Genomic DNA, 16,688 nt, shown 5'->3' on the forward strand with positions numbered 1-16,688 from the left:
TATATGGGACTGATATTTATATATTGAGACTTTGCCGGTCTTGGGTTTATATTCGCCTCATCCGCTCAGAACACTCAGGTGAAGCGATGCAGGCGCAATTGATCGCGCTCGATTGGGGAACCAGTTCCCTTCGTGCTTACAAGCTCGGCCCGGCAGGCGTCGTGATCGAACGGCGCACCTTGGCGTCGGGGATCATGCACCTGCCCACTGAAGCCCGGGAAATAGCCGGTGTTCTCTGCAGCAACGGGTTCGAGCTGGCATTCGACGCAGCCTGCGGTGACTGGCTCGACACCCAGCCCGACCTTCCCGTTATCGCTTGCGGCATGGTCGGCAGCGCCCAGGGCTGGAGCGAAGCGGCTTACCGCGACACCCCGGCCGACGTCTCTACCCTCGGCCAGGCGCTGCATGTGGTGCGCAGCCTGCGGGGCGCAGCGGTGCACATCGTGCCCGGCGTGATTCAACGCGGCGCGTTGCCCAATGTGATGCGCGGTGAAGAAACCCAGGTGCTCGGCGTGCTGCAAAGCCTGTCTGCCCATACCGGGCGCGACGTATTGATCGGCCTGCCGGGCAGCCATTCCAAGTGGGTGGAGGTGGTGGAAGGCTGCATCACTCACTTCGATACTTTCATGACCGGCGAGTTGTTCGCCGTGCTCAGTCAGCACAGCATTCTGGGGCGCACCCAGCGCCCTTCCGAACAGTTCCAGGTGGCCGCTTTTGATCGCGGTGTTCAGGTTGCGCTGTCGGCAGACGGCCAAACGGGCCTGTTGTCGAACTTGTTCAGCGCACGCTCCCTGGGATTGACCGGCGAGCTGGCGCCTGACGAGCAACCGGACTATCTGTCCGGGCTGTTGATCGGCCACGAACTGACCGGCCTGCGCACTCGCAAGCCCAGCCAGCAGCGCGACATCGTCCTGGTCGGCACACCCCAACTCTGCACCCGCTACCAGCGTGCACTCCAACTCTGTGGCTTCCCCCACGTGACCCTGGCGCAGGAGGCTACCGAGCGTGGCCTTTGGCAACTGGCAATGGCGGCGGGGCTGCTGCCTGCAACCTGACGAGAGGCCCGACATGCTCAAGCAAGCACTGACACACAACGGTTTGATCGCGATCCTGCGCGGCCTGCGACCGGAGGAGGCGCTGGCAATCGGCGAGGTGTTGTACCAGGCGGGCTTCAGGGTGATCGAAGTGCCGCTCAATTCACCGGACCCTTATTCCAGCATCCGCATCCTGCGGGACAGCCTGCCCGCCGATTGCCTGATCGGCGCCGGCACCGTGCTGACCCCGGAACAGGTTGATCAAGTCAAAGCCGCCGGCGGCCAGGTCATCGTCATGCCCCACAGCGATGCCAAGGTACTGCGTGCCGCCAAGGCTGCGGGCCTGTATCTGTCGCCGGGTGTCGCCACGCCCACCGAAGCCTTTGCCGCGCTGGCCGAAGGCGCCGACGTGCTGAAACTGTTCCCCGCCGAGCAAATGGGCCCGGCGGTGGTCAAGGCTTGGCTTGCGGTACTGCCGGCGGGCACGGTGTTACTGCCGGTGGGCGGCATTACTCCGGACAACATGCAGGTATTTTTCGACGCGGGCGTCAAAGGCTTCGGCCTGGGCTCCGGGTTATTCAAGCCGGGCATGAGCGTCGCCCAAGTGGCGAGCAACGCCCAGGCCTACGTCGCGGCCTGGCACGCCTTGGGCTGATCAGCGTTCTCCATCTACAAGAGAGATAAGAAGATGAAAATCACCAAACTGACCACCTTCATCGTCCCGCCGCGCTGGTGCTTCCTCAAGGTTGAAACCGACCAGGGTGTGACCGGTTGGGGCGAACCTGTGGTCGAGGGCCGCGCCCACACCGTGGCTGCCGCCGTCGAAGAACTGTCCGATTACTTGATCGGCAAAGACCCACGCAATATCGAAGACATCTGGACGGTGCTCTACCGCGGCGGTTTCTACCGTGGCGGCGCGATCCATATGAGCGCCCTCGCCGGCATCGACCAGGCGCTGTGGGATATCAAGGGCAAGGCCCTCGGCGTGTCGGTCAGCGACTTGCTGGGTGGCCAGGTGCGCGACAAGATCCGCGTGTATTCGTGGATCGGTGGCGACCGCCCGGCCGACACTGCCCGCGCCGCCAAGGAAGCCGTGGCCCGTGGTTTTACCGCGGTGAAAATGAACGGCACCGAAGAGCTGCAATTTCTCGACAGCTTCGAAAAAGTCGACCAGGCCCTGGCCAACGTCGCCGCCGTGCGGGATGCGGTCGGGCCGAACGTCGGCATCGGCGTCGACTTCCATGGCCGGGTGCACAAACCCATGGCCAAGGTGCTGATGAAGGAACTCGACCCCTACAAACTGATGTTTATCGAAGAGCCGGTGCTCAGCGAAAACTACGAAGCGCTGAAAGAGCTGGCGCCGCTCACCAGCACCCCGATTGCCCTCGGCGAGCGCCTGTTCTCGCGCTGGGACTTCAAGCGCGTGCTCAGCGAAGGCTACGTCGACATCATCCAGCCGGATGCTTCCCACGCCGGCGGTATCACCGAAACCCGCAAGATTGCCAACATGGCCGAAGCCTACGACGTGGCCCTTGCCCTGCACTGCCCGCTCGGCCCGATTGCCCTGGCAGCGTGCCTGCAGCTGGATGCGGTTTGCTACAACGCGTTCATCCAGGAACAGAGCCTGGGCATTCACTACAACGAGAGCAATGACCTGCTGGATTACGTGCGCGATCCGGGTGTTTTCGACTACGACCAGGGCTTTGTGAAAATCCCCAACGGGCCAGGCCTGGGCATCGAGATCAACGAGGAATACGTGATCGAACGCGCGGCCATCGGGCATCGCTGGCGCAATCCGATCTGGCGGCATGCCGATGGCAGTTTTGCGGAGTGGTAAACACCGCGAATTTGAGATGAAAACCCGATCAATGTGGGAGCGGGCTTGCTCGCGAAGGCGGAGTGTCAGTCAACACCTCCTCTGCTGGTAGACCGCTTTCGCGAGCAAGCCCGCTCCCACATTTGATTCGGTTTCGTCAGTAAGACCTGTCCTCAATAACCATAAGAAGAGGCAACCCCCATGCAATCCGAGTCCTTCACCGGGCAGGCTTCTTTAGTCACGCCCAGCCGAAAGCGTTTCTTCATCATGGTGCTGCTGTTCATCACCGTGGTGATCAACTACCTGGACCGCAGCAACCTGTCGATTGCCGCTCCGGCCCTGACCAGCGAGCTGGGGATCGACCCGGTGCATGTCGGGCTGATCTTCTCCGCGTTCGGCTGGACCTACGCGGCCATGCAGATTCCCGGCGGCTGGCTGGTGGACCGGGTGCCGCCGCGCATTCTCTACAGCGTCGCCCTGCTGCTGTGGTCGGTGGCCACGGTGATGCTCGGTTTCGCCGCCAGCTTCATCGCGCTGTTCGTATTGCGCATGGCGGTGGGCGCCCTGGAGGCCCCGGCCTACCCGATCAACAGCCGCGTGGTCACCACTTGGTTCCCCGAGCGTGAACGGGCCACGGCGATCGGCGTTTATACCTCCGGGCAATTTGTCGGGCTGGCGTTTCTCACGCCGGTGTTGGCCTGGCTGCAACACACCTTTGGCTGGCACATGGTGTTTGTCGCCACCGGCGGCGTGGGCATTGTGTGGGCGTTGATCTGGTACGCGGTGTACCGCGAGCCACGGGATTTCAAAGGCGCGAATGCGGCGGAAATCGAGCTGATCCGCGAAGGCGGCGGGTTGGTGGACATCCAGGCGCAGGCGGCCAAGGCGCCGTTCAGCTGGGTCGACCTCGGCATCGTGTTGAGCAAGCGCAAGCTGTGGGGGATCTACCTGGGGCAGTTCTGCCTGAATTCCACGTTGTGGTTTTTCCTGACGTGGTTTCCTACCTACCTGGTGAAATATCGCGGCATGGACTTCATCAAGTCCGGCCTGCTGGCGTCGCTGCCGTTTCTGGCGGCGTTTGTCGGGGTGCTGTGTTCGGGGCTGTTTTCCGATTGGCTGATTCGCCGGGGAGCGTCCGTGGGGTTTGCGCGCAAGTTGCCGATCATTGGCGGGCTATTGATTTCCACGGCGATCATCGGCGCCAACTTTGTTGATTCCACGGCGTGGGTGATTGCGTTTCTGGCGGTGGCGTTTTTCGGCAATGGCCTGGCGTCGATCACCTGGTCGCTGGTGTCGACCCTGGCGCCGGCAAGGCTGCTGGGGCTGACCGGTGGGGTGTTCAACTTCATCGGCAATCTGTCGGCGATTACCACGCCGATCGTGATTGGCTTTCTGGCGACCGGGGATTCGTTTGCGCCGGCGATTACGTACATCGCGGTGCTGGCGTTGTTGGGTGCGTTGTCCTACATCTTGTTGGTCGGCAAGGTCGAGCGTATCGAGATTTAGGCGACTGCTGCGGCGAGGGAGCTTGCGGTGGCGAGGGAGCTGGTGTGGCGAGGGAGCTTGCTCCCGCTGGAGTGCGCAGCGCTCCCAGGATTTTGGGGCCGCTGCGCAGCCCAGCGGGAGCAAGCTCCCTCGCCACACCAGCTCCCCAGCCACAGCAAGCTCCCTCACCACAAAAGCAGTGCGGCTCTAGTACAGCGCGCCATCCAGAATCTGATAGACGATGCTGGTGCCAACGGCGATCAACACGATGTCCCCGCCCGAACGGCGCCATTCATAACCAGGGTATTGCGGCAGATGGCCCAGCGCCCGTGGGTCCAGACGCTCACCATAGTAGTTTGGCGGCAGGCGCTGGCCGCGCACCAGGTGGATGCCGGGAGGCGGCGGCGCGCCACGGCGGAAGTCGCCATGGTTGTCGCGGATGACCTGTCTCACAGGACCAAAGTCCTGAGGCGGCCCGCCACGGTGGTTGTCCTGCGGCCCGCGATGGTCATCGCCACGTTGATCGTGCTGGCCCTGTGGGCCACCACGGTCAGGTCCGCCACCCTGATCATAGGGCGCAGCTTGGACCAGGGCGCTGGCGCCAAGCACCAGCACGCCTACACCTGCAATCAAACGTTTGGGGATTTTCATGGGGCTGTTTCCTCAGTACTGCACGAACAAAAAAGGGATTTCGAACCGGGTTCGAAATCCCTTGGTCTTGTTAGCTTAGGTGCTGATTTGCCAGCATGATTCCTCTGTATCAGGAACTTTACCTACCGCTTACGAGCCGCTTACTTACGGGCGTTGCGTACACCTTCCGACAGCGCCGAGCACAGGGTCAATACACCGTCAATGGCCTGTTGATCATTGCTGGCGTTGGCGATGTGGTCGATCAGTGCCGACCCCACCACCACACCGTCTGCCAGGCGGGCGATTGCAGCGGCCTGCTCCGGGGTGCGGATGCCGAAACCGATGCTGATCGGCAGGTCGGTATGCCGACGCAGACGGGTCACGGCCTCTTCGACGTGTTCCAGGGTCGCGGCGCCGGCGCCGGTCACACCGGCCACCGACACGTAGTACACAAACCCTGAGCTGCCGTTGAGCACGGTCGGCAGGCGCGCGTCGTCGGTGGTCGGCGTGGTCAGGCGGATAAAGTCGATACCGGCAGCCTGGGCCGGGTCGCACAGCTCGCCGTTATGTTCCGGCGGCATGTCGACCACGATCAGGCCGTCGACGCCGGCTTCTTTCGCATCGCTGATGAAGCGTGGCACGCCGTACATGTGGATCGGGTTGAAGTAGCCCATCAGCACCAGCGGCGTGTCGCTGTTGCCCTCGCGGAACTCGCGAACCATTTGCAGGGTTTTCGTGAGGTTCTGCTTGGCGGTCAGCGCGCGGATGTTGGCCAGTTGAATGGCCGGGCCGTCAGCCATCGGGTCGGTGAACGGCATGCCCAGTTCGATCACATCGGCGCCGGCCGCCGGCAATCCTTTGAGGATCGCCAGCGAGGTGTCATACCCCGGGTCGCCAGCGGTGACGAAGGTCACCAGGGCGGCGCGGTTTTGTTCTTTCAGTTGCGCAAAACGTGTTTGCAGGCGGCTCATTTAGTGTTTCTCCTGCTTGGACTGTTCCATGTGGTGCATCACGGTTTGCATGTCTTTGTCGCCACGGCCGGACAGGTTGACCACCATCAGGTGATCTTTCGGCAAGGTCGGCGCGCGCTTGAACACTTCGGCCAAGGCGTGGGCGCTTTCCAGTGCAGGAATAATCCCTTCCAGGCGGCAGCATTTGTGAAAGGCGTCGAGGGCTTCGTCGTCGGTCACCGAGGTGTACTGGACGCGGCCGATGTCGTGCAACCAGGCGTGTTCAGGGCCGATGCCTGGGTAGTCGAGGCCCGCGGAGATCGAGTGGGCGTCGATGATCTGGCCATCGTCGTCCTGCAGCAGGAAGGTACGGTTGCCGTGGAGCACACCCGGTACGCCGCCGTTGAGGCTGGCCGCGTGTTTGCCGGTCTCGATACCGTAGCCGGCCGCTTCAACGCCGATGATTTCGACGCTGGTGTCATCCAGGAACGGGTGAAACAGGCCCATGGCGTTGGAACCGCCGCCGATGCACGCCACCAGGCTGTCGGGCAGACGGCCTTCCTGGGCCTGCAGTTGGGTACGGGTTTCCTTGCCGATCACGGCCTGGAAGTCGCGAACCATGGCTGGGTACGGGTGCGGACCGGCCACGGTGCCGATCAGGTAGAAGGTGCTGTCGACGTTGGTGACCCAGTCACGCAGGGCTTCGTTCATCGCGTCTTTCAGGGTGCCGGTGCCGGCGACCACCGGGATCACTTCAGCGCCCAGCAGCTTCATGCGAAATACGTTGGCCTGCTGGCGCTCGATGTCGGTGGTGCCCATGTAGATCACGCATTGCAGGCCGAAACGCGCGGCGACGGTGGCCGTGGCCACACCGTGCATGCCGGCGCCGGTCTCGGCGATGATGCGTTTTTTACCCATGCGCCGCGCCAACAGGATCTGGCCGATGCAGTTGTTGATCTTGTGGGCGCCGGTGTGGTTCAGCTCTTCGCGTTTGAGGTAGATCTTGGCGCCACCGCAGAACTCGGTCAGGCGCTCGGCGAAGTACAGCGGGCTTGGGCGTCCGACGTAGTCGCGCTGGAAGTAGGCCAGTTCTTCGTTGAAGGCCGGATCGATCTTGGCCGCTTCGTATTCGCGGGCCAGATCAAGGATCAACGGCATCAGGGTTTCCGCCACGTAGCGGCCGCCGAACGAACCAAACAGGCCATTGGCATCCGGGCCGTTGCGTAAATCGGTCTGGGTCTGAGTCATGGGACGCTCCAGGTAGAAAATGTGTAAGAGGCAATGACGGTCACTCTACCCCTGACGCTTCCACGTGAAAACCGATAAGATCGCCACAACCTGTCAGGAAAACTCACAGATGAGCCGAGACCTCCCACCGCTGAATGCCTTGCGCGCTTTTGAGGCGACTGCGCGCCTGAACAGCGTTAGCCAGGCCGCTGAGCAACTGCACGTGACCCATGGTGCGGTCAGCCGGCAGCTCAAGGTGTTGGAAGAACACCTTGGTGTAAGCCTGTTCGCCAAGGACGGGCGCGGCCTCAAACTCACAGATGCCGGCGTTCGTCTGCGGGATGCGAGTTTCGAGGCGTTCGAGCGACTGAGGGACACCTGCGCCGAGCTCACGCAAAGCAGTGCCGATGCGCCGTTTGTGCTCGGCTGCTCCGGCAGCCTGCTGGCGCGCTGGTTTATTCCGCGTCTGGGGCGCCTGAACGCCGAGTTGCCGGATTTGCGCCTGCATCTGTCGGCGGGTGAAGGCGATCTTGACCCACGCCGCCCCGGCCTGGACGCGCTGCTGGTGTTCGCCGAACCCCCATGGCCGGCGGATATGCAGGTGTACGAATTGGCCAGCGAACGCATCGGCCCGGTCATGAGCCCGCGTTTTGCCCATTACGAGCGATTGCGCCAGGCGCCTCCCGAGGCGCTGCTGAATGAGGCCCTGTTGCACACTACCTCACGCCCGCAAGCCTGGCCCAGCTGGGCGCAGCACCATGAGATCGACGCTGGCGCGTTGAAGTACGGTCAGGGGTTTGAGCATTTGTATTATTTGCTGGAGGCGGCGGTGGCCGGGCTAGGGGTAGCAATTGCGCCTGAGCCGCTGGTGGCAGAGGACCTGCGAGCGGGTCGCCTGGTTGCGCCGTGGGGTTTCAGTGAAACCCCGGCGCAACTGGCGTTGTGGCTACCCAAGCGCGCCGCAGATGGGCGCGCCGGGCAACTGGCGCAGTGGCTCAAGGCTGAGCTTGCGCGCCAGGACGTTTAATCGCCGCGTTTGCACAGCAAGTAGGCCGCCAGCAGACCCAGCGCGCCGACGGCAACACCGGCGGTAGTCCATGGATGCTCTTGCGCGTAGTCCCGTGTTGCAACACCGGTTTCGCGGATTTTGACTTTGCTTTCTTCGTAGGCATCGCTGATCAGGTGGCGAGAATGCTTGAGGGCGTTCTCGGCATTGCTTTTCAGGGCCTTCAGGGTTTTGCGCGACTCGTCAGACGCATCGTCCTTGAGGCTTTCCAAAGATTTGAGCAGGCTCGAAATCTCGGCTTCCATGCTTTCCAATGACGCTTTGCGTAAAGAGGTGTTGGCCATGTGGGCTCTCCTGGAGTGATTGAGTGGCGTGTGTTGTTTCCGACTGCGGCGGTTTCAGAAAGTGCAGTAAATCTGAACTTTCACATCGCAATAGCCGCCAGAAGCAGTACGAGAATTCACTGCTAGTCTTGATTAACGACCCCAGGAGAAAAACTTATGAGTGATCATCACACCTACAAGAAAGTCGAACTGGTGGGCTCTTCCGCGACCAGCATCGAGGAGGCCATCAACAATGCCCTGGCTGAAGCCAGCAAGAGCATCAAGCACTTGGAGTGGTTTGAAGTGACCGAAACCCGTGGCCACATCAAGGACGGCAAGGCTGCGCATTTCCAGGTCACCCTCAAGGTGGGGTTCCGAATTGCCAGTAGTTGATTGAGCCGGTTGAACTTGCGCGCTGGCCGATTGCCATAAACTCCGCTACAATCTTTAGGCACGTCGACGTGACGAGCGTCGGCGTGCTTCCTTTCGATCAACCCAAGGAAGTGACGGATGAAGAACTTTTTGTTGGCGGTAGGTTTGTTGAGCATTGCGGGCACGGCCCTGGCGGCGGGCAAGCCTTGTGAAGAGCTGAAAAGCGAGATTGCGGCGAAAATCGACGCTAAAGGCGCTTCGGGCTACTCCCTGGAAATCGTGGACAAAGGTGCTGCACCTAGTGACCACACGGTTGTCGGCAGCTGTGAAGCCGGTACCAAGGAAATCGCCTACAAGCGCGGGTGATCCCGTGTTGCAGACGTAAAAAACCGACGCGAGTGCGTCGGTTTTTTTATGCCTGCGATCCCTCGCTCCGCGTGGGAATGAAGCCTGGGATGCTCTGCGTCCCGCCTCACTCCTGGATTCAGCCCTTCATGACCTGCGCCAGCAGCTCGTAGGAATGAATCCGGTCGGCATGCTCGTACAGGTCACAGGTGAAGATCAGCTCATCCGCGCCGGTCTGCTCCACCAGCACTTCCAGCTTGGCGCGGATCTTCTGCGGGCTGCCCACCATGGCCAGGCCGAGGAAACTGCCGACCGCGTCTTTCTCATGGGGCAGCCACAGGCCGTCCATGGTCTTGACCGGCGGGCGCTGCACCAGGCTTTGCCCACGCATCAAAGCGAGAATTCGCTGGTACACCGAGGTGGCCAGGTAGTCGGCTTGCTCATCGGTGTCGGCGGCCACCAGCGGGATGCCGAGCATCACATAGGGCTTGTCCAGCACGGCCGAAGGCTTGAAGTGGTTGCGATAGACGCGAATCGCTTCATGCATCAGGCGCGGTGCGAAATGTGAGGCAAAGGCGTAAGGCAAACCGCGTTCGCCTGCCAGTTGCGCACTGAACAGGCTTGAACCCAGCAGCCATACCGGGACGTTGGTGCCGGTGCCGGGTACGGCGATCACTCGCTGGTCCGGAGTGCGCGGGCCGAGGTAGGCCATCAGTTCAGCCACGTCTTCCGGGAAATCATCGGCACTGCCGGAACGTTCACGGCGCAGGGCGCGGGCGGTCATCTGGTCGGAGCCGGGCGCGCGGCCCAGGCCCAGGTCGATACGGCCTGGGTACAGGCTTTCCAGGGTGCCGAACTGCTCGGCGATCACCAACGGCGCGTGGTTGGGCAGCATCACGCCACCGGAACCGACACGGATCGTCGAGGTGCCACCGGCCAGGTAACCCAGCAATACCGAGGTCGCCGAGCTGGCGATGCCGTCCATATTGTGGTGTTCGGCGACCCAGAAACGGTTGTAGCCGAATTTTTCCACGTGCTGGGCCAGGTCCAGGGAATTGCGCAGCGACTGCGCCGGGCTGCCGTTGGCGCGCACGGGCACGAGGTCGAGGGTCGAGAACTTTACGTCGGACAGCGATTTCATAAGCCTGCTTCTCCAATGGGGGCGCAGGCTTCTTAGACGAACCAAAACCTGCCGCTTCATGTGCATGTCCTATGCAATGAGGGCATATACCCGAGATTCAATAGCGATGGTGAAATTTCCTACTTAATCGCTAGGTTTCTCCGACAAGATGAACTTTGCCGTGGCGTCTATCCTCAGAACCCTTACTGACGCAAAACCACCGTTCGAGGAGACCGCTATGAGTATTGTTAAAAAAGCATCCGCGCATTGGGAAGGCGACCTGAAGACTGGCCTGGGTTCCATTTCCACCGAAACCGGCGTTCTGCGTGAAGCGCCTTACGGCTTCAAGGCCCGTTTCGAAGGTGGCAAGGGCACCAACCCTGAAGAACTGATCGGCGCAGCCCATGCCGGTTGTTTCTCCATGGCGTTTTCCATGATTCTCGGCGATGCCGGGCTCAAGGCCGACAGCATCGACACCCAGGCCGAAGTGACCCTGGACCAAGTGGACGGTGGCTTTGCGATTACTGCCGTGCACCTGACCCTCAAGGCGAAGATCCCGGGCGCCAGCCAGGCGCAGTTCGATGAGCTGAGCAAAAAGGCCAAGGAAGGATGCCCCGTGTCCAAGGTACTGAATGCAACCATTACCCTGGATGGCACGCTGGTTAGTTGATGCAACCCCCTTGCAGGGGTGAGCTTGCTCGCCCCTGCAGGTGCAAATGTGGTCGAATAGCCGATTGCAGACTCAGCGCACACCCGTGCGCGTGCATTCAGGGAGCTTCACACATGAAACGTATTGCCTTGGCGGTTATCTGCTGTGCACTGGCCACGTCGGCGCTGGCGGCGCCAAAAGATTGTGAAGAGCTCAGGAAGGAGATCGAGGTCAAAATCCAGGCGAATGCCGTTCCGTCCTACACCCTCGAAATCGTCACCAAGGAAGAAGCTGACAAGCACGACAGCGCCATGGTTGTCGGCAGCTGTGAGAATGGCACCAAAGCCATCGTCTACCAGAAGAACAACGACTGATCAGATGCAGTTGACGCTACGTTCTTCGGCCAGCAATTGACCCGCTTTGTTGTACAGCCGGATATTCGGGTTGTAGCCCAGTGAGCGCCCTTCCAGGCGATAGCGCTGGCCCGCCTCGAAACGGTCGTATTGCAGGGTCATGAAGCAGGTACGGTCAGTGGTTTGGCCAAACCCGCCGAAACTGCCGCCGGTAGGCACCTCGAAATCAAAACGTACCATCAGCTCATGGCTGCCAGGCGGCACCTGGAAGAAGCGCCCGTCGTTCAGGTTTTTCCCGTCCAGGCGTTGCGCCATTACCAGCTTGGCGCCGGGTGTCGGGGTAGCGAAGTCGACCCAGGCCTGGTGTGGATCAACCGGCGGTAGTGGCGTCGACGCACAGGCACTGAGAAAAATCGCGGCGACGGGAAGCAGTAGCTGACGCATGTTAAGCACTCAACTGTAGGAATGGTTTTTTGAACGGCTGCGTTCGGCAGCACGCTCCCTATGAGTATAAACACGCCACGCCATGGAAAAATTCCCCACAGGCGAGATAGTCTGGCGGGATGGTTACCGGCGAGAGGTTTTAATGGTCAGGCGTTTGCTTCCCGGCTTGATGCTGCTGTTGCTCAGTGGCTGTTCCAGCGTCAGTTATTACAGCCAACTGGCAGACGGCCAATGGCAATTGCTGCGTGCCCGGGAGCCGGTCTCCGCGGTCGTCGCCGACCCGTCCCGGCCACAGGTGCTGCGCGAGCACTTGGCGCAGTCGCAGAAAGCCCGCACCTTCGCCAGCGAACACCTGCACCTGCCGGATAACCAGAGTTACCGGCTGTATGCCGATATCGGCCGTCCTTACGTGGTCTGGAACGTGTTCGCCACGCCTGAATTTTCCCTGTCCCCGCAAACCCACTGCTTCCCGATTGCCGGTTGCGTGGCCTATCGCGGCTACTACAACCAGGGCGCCGCACGCGGCCAGGCGGCGTTGTTGAAGCAGCAAGGGATGGATGTGTCGATTGGCGGCGTGGAGGCCTATTCCACCCTCGGCTGGTTCAACGACCCGATCATGAGTTCGATGATGAGCTGGGGGGACGAGCGCCTGGCCACGCTGATTTTTCATGAGCTGGCGCACCAGCGGTTTTATGTGAAGGACGACACCGAGTTCAACGAGTCGTACGCCACCTTCGTCGAGCAGGAAGGTACCCGGCAATGGCGCGCCGCCCAAGGCTTGCCGCCTGCCAGCGAGTCGGCGCTGAAACAGCGCGACCAGTTCACCCGGCTGGTGCTCGATACCCGCAAACGCCTGGAGCAGTTGTATGCGCAGCCGCTGGCGGCAGATGCCATGCGCCAGGCCAAGGCCGCTGAATTCGAGCGCCTGCGCCGTGACTACCGGCACATGCGCGATAGCCAGTGGGGTGGCGACAAGCGTTATGACGCCTGGGTCAACCTGCCGATGAACAACGCAAGGCTGTTGCCGTTTGGGCTGTATGACCAGTGGGTGCCGGCGTTTGCCGCGTTGTTCCGGCAGGAAGGCGGGGATTGGGCGAGGTTTTTTGTCGCGGTGGAGAAGCTGGGCGGGTTGCCGGTGGATCAGCGCAAGGCGGCCCTGAGGGCGTTGGAGGGATCCGGGCAAGTGGTTGGCCGGTAGGGCCTCATCGCGGGCAAGCCCGGCTCCCACATTTGACTGAGTTGTCTTGGCCGACCGTGATCAAATGTGGGAGCTGGCTTGCCTGCGATAGCGCATTCAAGGCCGTTGCAAAAACGCCTGATGCATCTCGGCCAACGTTTCGAAATGCCAGGTCGGCGCCTCGGCACTCAGCTCTTCACGGCTGCCAAACCCATAACCCACCGCCGCCGAATCCAGCCCATTGCTGCGGGCCCCGATCAGGTCGTGCTTGCGGTCGCCAATCATCAAGGTGCTGGCCGGGTCCAGGCTTTCTTGCGCCATCAGGTGGGCGATCAACTCGACCTTGTTGGTGCGCGTGCCGTCCAGCTCGCTGCCGTAGATCATCTTGAAGTGCTTGGCGAAATCAAAATGCCGGGCGATTTCCCGGGCAAATACCCAAGGCTTGGACGTGGCTACATACAGCTGGCGGCCCTGGCCATTCAATTCCTCAAGCAGCGGCATCACGCCGTCGAACACGCGGTTTTCGTACAGGCCGGTGACCTTGAAGCGCTCGCGGTAGAAATTCACCGCCTCCCAGGCCTTGGCTTCGTCGAAGCCATAAAACTGCATGAACGCTTGCAGCAGCGGCGGGCCGATAAAGTGCTCAAGTTTGGTCAGGTCCGGCTCATCGATCCCCAGTTTGGCGAGGGCGAACTGGATCGAGCGGGTGATGCCTTCGCGCGGGTCGGTGAGGGTGCCATCGAGGTCGAACAAAACGGTCTGGTAATGCATGGGTGTCCTTGTCATTGGTCGAAGCCTTCGGCCAGGTGCAGGTCTTTGAGCTTTACGTAGTTCGCGGCGCTGTAGGTGAAAAATGCCCGTTCCTTGTCAATCAGCGGGCGGATTTGTTTAACCGGGCTGCCAACATACAAAAAACCGCTCTCAAGTTTCTTGCCCGGCGGCACCAGGCTGCCGGCGCCGATGATCACCTCGTCTTCCACCACGGCGCCGTCCATCACAATGCTGCCCATGCCGATCAGGATCCGGCTGCCTACCGTGCAGCCATGCAGCATGACCTTGTGGGCAATGGTCACATCGTCGCCGATCAGCAGCGGGAAACCATCAGGATTGAAGGGGCCTGCGTGGGTAATGTGCAGCACGCAGCCGTCCTGCACGCTGGTGCGCGCACCGATGCGGATGCGGTGCATGTCGCCGCGAATCACCGTCAGCGGCCATACCGAGCTGTCGGTGCCGATTTCGACGTCGCCGATCACCACCGCCGATGCATCGACGAAAGCCCCGGCGGCCAGGGCCGGCGTGTGATTCTGGTAGGTGCGAAGGGTCACGATAGGCTCTCTCTCTTCTGCTGATAGCTGCGGTGGGCGTTGATTGTAATTAAGATGGCCCCATCTTTGTTCTTACATGTTTCTTCAGCCAAGGTGCCAACCGTGAGCGCGAACAACCCTCTTCTGCAGTCCTACGACCTGCCGCCGTTCTCGGCGATCCGTGCCGAGCACGTACAGCCGGCCATTGAACAGATCCTCGCCGACAACCGCGTCGCCATCGAAGGCATCCTGCAAAGCCAGGGTAAAAATCCGACCTGGGCCGGGCTGGTCCTGGCCATGGACGAACTCAATGACCGCCTGGGTGCCGCCTGGAGCCCGGTCAGCCACCTGAATGCCGTGTGCAACAGCGCCGAACTGCGGGAAGCCTACGAGGCGTGCCTGCCGGCACTGAGCGCCTACTCCACCGAGATGGGCCAGAACCGCGAGTTGTTCCAGGCCTTCGACGCCCTGGCCAACAGCCCGGAAGCCGCCGGCTTCGACGTGGCGCAAAAAACCATCCTGGAACACTCCCTGCGGGACTTCCGTCTGTCGGGTATCGATTTGCCGCCTGAACAGCAAAAGCGTTATGCCGAAGTGCAGAGCAAGCTCTCCGAACTGGGCAGCAAGTTCTCCAACCAATTGCTCGATGCCACCCAGGCCTGGACCAAGCACGTCACTGACGAAGCAACCCTCGCCGGCCTGACCGATTCCTCCAAGGCGCAAATGGCTGCGGCTGCCCAGGCCAAGGGCCTCGACGGCTGGCTGATCACCCTGGAATTCCCAAGCTACTACGCGGTGATGACCTACGCCCACGACCGCGCCCTGCGTGAAGAAATCTACGCAGCCTACTGCACCCGCGCGTCGGACCAAGGCCCGAATGCCGGTCAGAATGATAATGGCCCGGTCATGGAACAGATCCTCGACCTGCGTCAGGAGCTGGCGCAACTGCTGGGCTTCGCCTCGTTCTCCGAGCTGAGCCTGGCCACCAAAATGGCCGAGTCCAGCGACCAGGTGCTGAGCTTCCTGCGTGACCTGGCCAAGCGCAGCAAGCCGTTTGCCACCCAGGACCTGCAACAGCTCAAGGCCTATGCCGCGGAACAAGGCTGCGCGGACCTGCAAAGCTGGGACAGCGGTTTCTACGGCGAAAAACTGCGTGAGCAGCGTTACAGCGTTTCCCAGGAAGCCCTGCGCGCCTACTTCCCGATCGACAAGGTACTCAGCGGTCTGTTCGCCATCGTGCAACGCCTGTATGGCATCGAGATCGCCGAGCAGAAAGGCTTCGACACCTGGCACCCGGATGTTCGCCTGTTCGAAATCAAGGAAAACGGCCAGCACGTCGGCCGCTTCTTCTTCGACCTGTATGCCCGCGCCAACAAGCGTGGGGGTGCCTGGATGGACGGCGCCCGTGACCGTCGCCGCACGGTTGATGGCGTGCTGCAAAGCCCGGTGGCCAACCTGGTGTGCAACTTCACCCCGGCCGACAGCGGCAAGCCTGCCCTGCTGACCCACAATGAAGTGACCACGCTGTTCCACGAATTCGGCCACGGCCTGCACCACCTGTTGACCCGTGTCGAACACGCCGGCGTGTCCGGCATCAACGGCGTGGCCTGGGATGCGGTGGAGTTGCCGAGCCAGTTCATGGAAAACTGGTGCTGGGAGCCGGAAGGCCTGGCGCTGATTTCCGGTCACTATGAAACCGGTGAGCCGCTGCCACAGGACCTGCTGGAAAAAATGCTCGCGGCGAAGAACTTCCAGTCCGGCCTGATGATGGTTCGCCAGTTGGAGTTCTCGCTGTTCGACTTTGAGCTGCACGCTACCCATGGCGATGGCCGCAGCGTGCTGCAGGTGCTGGAAGGCGTGCGTGATGAGGTGTCGGTGATGCGTCCGCCCGCCTACAACCGCTTCCCCAACAGCTTCGCGCATATCTTCGCTGGCGGTTACGCTGCGGGTTACTACAGCTACAAGTGGGCGGAAGTGCTGTCGGCCGATGCCTTCTCCAAGTTCGAAGAAGATGGCGTGCTCAATGCCGAGACTGGCCGGGCGTTCCGCGAGGCGATCCTGGCCCGTGGCGGTTCCCAGGCACCGATGGTGCTGTTCGTCGATTTCCGCGGACGGGCGCCGTCGATTGACGCACTCTTGCGCCACAGCGGCCTGAGTGAGGACGCGGCAGCATGAGTGAAGCACCTGTGAAAACCAAAAAACGCTTTATCGCCGGGGCAGTCTGCCCGGCGTGCAGCGAGCCGGACAAGTTGATGATGTGGAGCGAGGACGATGTTCCGCACCGCGAATGCGTGGCTTGCGGCTATTCCGACACGCTGAATGAACAAGGTCTGTCAGTGCCCAAGGAATTGGGTACGCGGGTCAATACGTCGGCGTTGAAAGCACCGGACCCCAAGGTGCAGGCGGTGCAGTTCTTCCCTAATCCGAAGCTGAAAAAAGACTGACCGAGAAGC

General features: G+C 61.5%; 20 protein-coding genes. 12 read left to right on the forward strand and 8 right to left on the reverse strand.

The annotated features are described in order from the left end of the window. The first annotated feature begins 86 nt into the window (after positions 1-86). The 4 genes from V6607_RS00155 (at position 87) to V6607_RS00170 (ending at position 4,356) form a co-directional block, all read left to right on the forward strand. A complete protein-coding gene (locus V6607_RS00155) occupies positions 87-1,055 on the forward strand; it encodes a 2-dehydro-3-deoxygalactonokinase (protein WP_134325490.1) in 969 nt (322 codons plus the stop codon). Positions 1,056-1,068: 13 nt separating this feature from the next. Continuing rightward, positions 1,069-1,689 carry a 2-dehydro-3-deoxy-6-phosphogalactonate aldolase gene (locus V6607_RS00160; RefSeq protein WP_134325491.1) on the forward strand — a complete coding sequence of 207 codons (621 nt, stop codon included), beginning with the start codon at positions 1,069-1,071 and terminating at the stop codon, positions 1,687-1,689. A 33-nt stretch (positions 1,690-1,722) separates the two neighbouring features. Further along, positions 1,723-2,871 (forward strand): galactonate dehydratase, encoded by a 1,149-nt coding sequence (dgoD, locus tag V6607_RS00165; RefSeq protein ID WP_003213645.1) that lies wholly within the window; start codon positions 1,723-1,725, stop codon positions 2,869-2,871. A 180-nt stretch (positions 2,872-3,051) separates the two neighbouring features. Continuing rightward, positions 3,052-4,356: an MFS transporter gene (locus V6607_RS00170; protein WP_003213647.1), complete on the forward strand. Its 1,305-nt coding sequence runs from the start codon at positions 3,052-3,054 to the stop codon at positions 4,354-4,356. Positions 4,357-4,542: 186 nt separating this feature from the next. Here V6607_RS00170 and V6607_RS00175 read toward each other — a convergent pair whose 3' ends face one another. The 3 genes from V6607_RS00175 to trpB form a co-directional block, all read right to left on the reverse strand. Beyond that, positions 4,543-4,986, reverse strand: coding sequence for an anti-virulence regulator CigR family protein (locus tag V6607_RS00175; protein ID WP_003214903.1), 444 nt, complete (start codon positions 4,984-4,986; stop codon positions 4,543-4,545). A gap of 140 nt (positions 4,987-5,126) precedes the next feature. Next, the gene (trpA, locus tag V6607_RS00180) at positions 5,127-5,936 is read right to left on the reverse strand and encodes a tryptophan synthase subunit alpha (RefSeq protein WP_003214901.1); all 810 of its coding nucleotides are present in this window, start codon (positions 5,934-5,936) and stop codon (positions 5,127-5,129) included. After that, positions 5,937-7,163, reverse strand: a complete 1,227-nt coding sequence (gene trpB / locus V6607_RS00185; RefSeq protein WP_003214899.1) for a tryptophan synthase subunit beta — start codon at positions 7,161-7,163, stop codon at positions 5,937-5,939. It abuts the gene before it with no gap. Positions 7,164-7,272: 109 nt separating this feature from the next. Between trpB and V6607_RS00190 the strand changes: the two genes are divergently transcribed. Beyond that, a complete protein-coding gene (locus tag V6607_RS00190; protein ID WP_134325492.1) occupies positions 7,273-8,169 on the forward strand; it encodes a LysR family transcriptional regulator in 897 nt (298 codons plus the stop codon). Here the strand turns inward: V6607_RS00190 and V6607_RS00195 are convergent. Continuing rightward, a complete protein-coding gene (locus V6607_RS00195) occupies positions 8,166-8,492 on the reverse strand; it encodes a DUF883 family protein (RefSeq protein ID WP_003170746.1) in 327 nt (108 codons plus the stop codon). The genes V6607_RS00190 and V6607_RS00195 overlap by 4 nt on opposite strands. A 156-nt stretch (positions 8,493-8,648) precedes the next feature. Here V6607_RS00195 and V6607_RS00200 point away from each other — a divergent pair, with 156 nt between their 5' ends. Both V6607_RS00200 and V6607_RS00205 read left to right on the forward strand, forming a co-directional pair. Then, positions 8,649-8,864 (forward strand): dodecin, encoded by a 216-nt coding sequence (locus tag V6607_RS00200; protein ID WP_008439585.1) that lies wholly within the window; start codon positions 8,649-8,651, stop codon positions 8,862-8,864. A 117-nt stretch (positions 8,865-8,981) separates the two neighbouring features. Continuing rightward, a complete protein-coding gene (locus V6607_RS00205) occupies positions 8,982-9,209 on the forward strand; it encodes a DUF1161 domain-containing protein (protein ID WP_003214893.1) in 228 nt (75 codons plus the stop codon). Positions 9,210-9,327: 118 nt separating this feature from the next. Here V6607_RS00205 and V6607_RS00210 read toward each other — a convergent pair whose 3' ends face one another. Then, positions 9,328-10,329, reverse strand: a complete 1,002-nt coding sequence (locus V6607_RS00210; protein ID WP_087694564.1) for an LLM class flavin-dependent oxidoreductase — start codon at positions 10,327-10,329, stop codon at positions 9,328-9,330. A 217-nt stretch (positions 10,330-10,546) separates the two neighbouring features. On the opposite strand from V6607_RS00210, the gene V6607_RS00215 reads away from it, so the two are divergent. Continuing rightward, the gene (locus tag V6607_RS00215) at positions 10,547-10,978 is read left to right on the forward strand and encodes an OsmC family protein (protein ID WP_008439587.1); all 432 of its coding nucleotides are present in this window, start codon (positions 10,547-10,549) and stop codon (positions 10,976-10,978) included. Positions 10,979-11,091: 113 nt separating this feature from the next. Continuing rightward, positions 11,092-11,331, forward strand: a complete 240-nt coding sequence (locus V6607_RS00220) for a DUF1161 domain-containing protein (RefSeq protein ID WP_003214887.1) — start codon at positions 11,092-11,094, stop codon at positions 11,329-11,331. Here the strand turns inward: V6607_RS00220 and V6607_RS00225 are convergent, their stop codons facing one another. After that, positions 11,332-11,754 (reverse strand): hypothetical protein, encoded by a 423-nt coding sequence (locus V6607_RS00225; RefSeq protein WP_032899915.1) that lies wholly within the window; start codon positions 11,752-11,754, stop codon positions 11,332-11,334. Between the two features lie 142 nt (positions 11,755-11,896). Here V6607_RS00225 and V6607_RS00230 point away from each other — a divergent pair, with 142 nt between their 5' ends. Continuing rightward, on the forward strand, positions 11,897-12,952 hold the full coding sequence (locus V6607_RS00230; RefSeq protein WP_134325493.1) for an aminopeptidase: 1,056 nt from the start codon (positions 11,897-11,899) through the stop codon (positions 12,950-12,952). Positions 12,953-13,048: 96 nt separating this feature from the next. Here V6607_RS00230 and V6607_RS00235 read toward each other — a convergent pair whose 3' ends face one another. Further along, positions 13,049-13,702 carry an HAD family hydrolase gene (locus tag V6607_RS00235; RefSeq protein ID WP_134325494.1) on the reverse strand — a complete coding sequence of 218 codons (654 nt, stop codon included), beginning with the start codon at positions 13,700-13,702 and terminating at the stop codon, positions 13,049-13,051. A gap of 11 nt (positions 13,703-13,713) precedes the next feature. Further along, positions 13,714-14,256, reverse strand: coding sequence for a gamma carbonic anhydrase family protein (locus V6607_RS00240; protein WP_134325495.1), 543 nt, complete (start codon positions 14,254-14,256; stop codon positions 13,714-13,716). Positions 14,257-14,310: 54 nt separating this feature from the next. Between V6607_RS00240 and prlC the strand changes: the two genes are divergently transcribed. Continuing rightward, positions 14,311-16,410: an oligopeptidase A gene (gene prlC, locus V6607_RS00245; protein ID WP_173406107.1), complete on the forward strand. Its 2,100-nt coding sequence runs from the start codon at positions 14,311-14,313 to the stop codon at positions 16,408-16,410. Then, positions 16,407-16,679, forward strand: a complete 273-nt coding sequence (locus V6607_RS00250) for a YheV family putative zinc ribbon protein (RefSeq protein ID WP_003214872.1) — start codon at positions 16,407-16,409, stop codon at positions 16,677-16,679. Before prlC ends, V6607_RS00250 begins: the two co-directional genes overlap by 4 nt. Positions 16,680-16,688: the final 9 nt, after the last annotated feature.

It is taken from the genome of Pseudomonas sp. KK18 (assembly GCF_037094675.1).
Lineage (GTDB): Bacteria > Pseudomonadota > Gammaproteobacteria > Pseudomonadales > Pseudomonadaceae > Aquipseudomonas.